Origin of the sequence: Bacteroides sp. AM16-13, assembly GCF_003602705.1 — a bacterium.
Taxonomy (GTDB): domain Bacteria; phylum Bacteroidota; class Bacteroidia; order Bacteroidales; family Bacteroidaceae; genus Bacteroides; species Bacteroides xylanisolvens.
In genome coordinates this window covers 1-1559 of sequence record NZ_QTLK01000075.1, presented here as the reverse complement: position 1 = coordinate 1559, position 1559 = coordinate 1, and the positions used below count along the sequence as shown (strand labels likewise).

General features: G+C 41.7%; 2 protein-coding genes. One reads left to right on the top strand and one right to left on the bottom strand.

The annotated features are described in order from the left end of the window. Positions 1 to 194, top strand: a 194-nt coding sequence (locus tag DW173_RS24270; protein WP_220453542.1) for a hypothetical protein, incomplete at its 5' end; no start/stop codon positions are given. A gap of 65 nt (positions 195 to 259) precedes the next feature. On the opposite strand, the gene DW173_RS23615 is transcribed toward DW173_RS24270, so the two are convergent. Continuing rightward, complete coding sequence (locus DW173_RS23615) at positions 260 to 1414, bottom strand: IS110 family transposase (RefSeq protein WP_049703636.1); 1155 nt, start codon at positions 1412 to 1414, stop codon at positions 260 to 262. Positions 1415 to 1559 lie beyond the last annotated feature (145 nt).

Below are 1559 nucleotides of genomic sequence, written 5' to 3'. Positions count from 1 at the left end.
TTTCCTCTATGAAAAGCAAGACCGCGACTATCTTTGTGAGTGGAAACGAGTGTCTATTCCTTTCTACATCTTTTTTCCTTGCACTACTGCATGGCGGTTCAGTTCCGATTATAGTCGGAACAATGAACAATTATGTAAATTTCCTCTTCGAGATTAAAACTCAACCGGGTGTCCTACTCCGTCCGAAACGATAGCCACTTTGCGAAAACGGGATATAATCACCACAAATATATTGACCTTGTAACGGACGGTTGTATCATTATACGGCAGTCATATGGGCTGCCGTATAATGATCTGTTGGTTTGATATACTGAGTTCCCTGACTAAGTACATACCATACTGCAACAAGTATTTTTCTCGCAATAGCTACTTGCACCTTCATCTTGTTCTTTCTTCTTTCGATACATTGCCTGTATGAGAATTCTGCGAAAAATGAATCTTTCATACGTGCAGCTCCCCATGAACATTCAATCATGGTTTTTCTTACAAACCTGTTACCATGTGTGATACCTCGTGCCTTGATTTTGCCAGCGCTTTCCTCGTTACGGGGTCTTAGCCCCACCCATGACACCAATTTCTTTGGTGTCTGGAAATGTGTCATGTCTGTTCCTATTTCTGCTATTATTGAGGTCGCACTACGTTCTTTCACTCCCGGTATAGTCTGAAGGTTTTCAACTTCTTGAGGAAACCACTCCATGCATAGTGCAGTCATCTTCTCCTGTGCTTCGTCCTTGTGCCGTTGCTGCAATTCAATCTCTTCTACAAGCTGGTTTATAATGTCTATGTCGGTCTCGCTGACCACTCCGGTAAGTGCTTTCACCAATGTTTCTCTGCCATGCCTGTTGATTGTTCTTCCATGCAGTTCCTTCACAAGGACTTCCGCATCTGTCACACCTTGGGATATAAGTTTAACTATTGAACGGTACCCTTTGGAATCTGTTGTGGATATATAATTACTGATTCTGATGTTGCACCTCTGGATGCATTGGTCAAGTTTGACTAAATTGCGGCTTATGGAAGCATTCAGGTCAAATATCCTTCTGTCATATTGACGCAGACGTTGAATTTTATCATCAGGAACAAAGCTTGATGCTATCAGTTCTTTACTCAGACAAGTAGCTATCCATTCGGCATCATTCACATCACTCTTTTTGCCAGGAAGCTGTTTTATAAAATAAGGGTTTACCAGATGAAGTTTCACTGACCCTTCAAGCACTCGCCATATGGGTATCCAGTAGATACTGGTACTCTCCATTGCACACTCTTCAACACCTTCAGAGACCATAAGGTCGCGAAGTGTGACCAACTCTTCGGTAAGAACTCCGAATTTATGCTGGATTTTTTCTCCATTAGCACACAGAATACAGCAAAAAACACTATCTTTGTGTACGTCAAGACCGCAGACTACCTTCATAGAAGTATTTTTTTATTGGGACATCAAGCCCGTTGGACATATGAGGATGGGGAAACCCTATGACCTCGTTTTTACCACAAAGATAGTCGCGGTCTTGACTTTCTTATTTACCGGGCGTAAAAAATCTGTTTTTTTATATACCTTT

Coding starts and splice junctions, on each gene's coding strand:
- DW173_RS23615 (WP_049703636.1), bottom strand. CDS start 1,414: ATGAAGGTAGTCTGCGGTCTTGACGTACACAAAGATAGTGTTTTTTGC.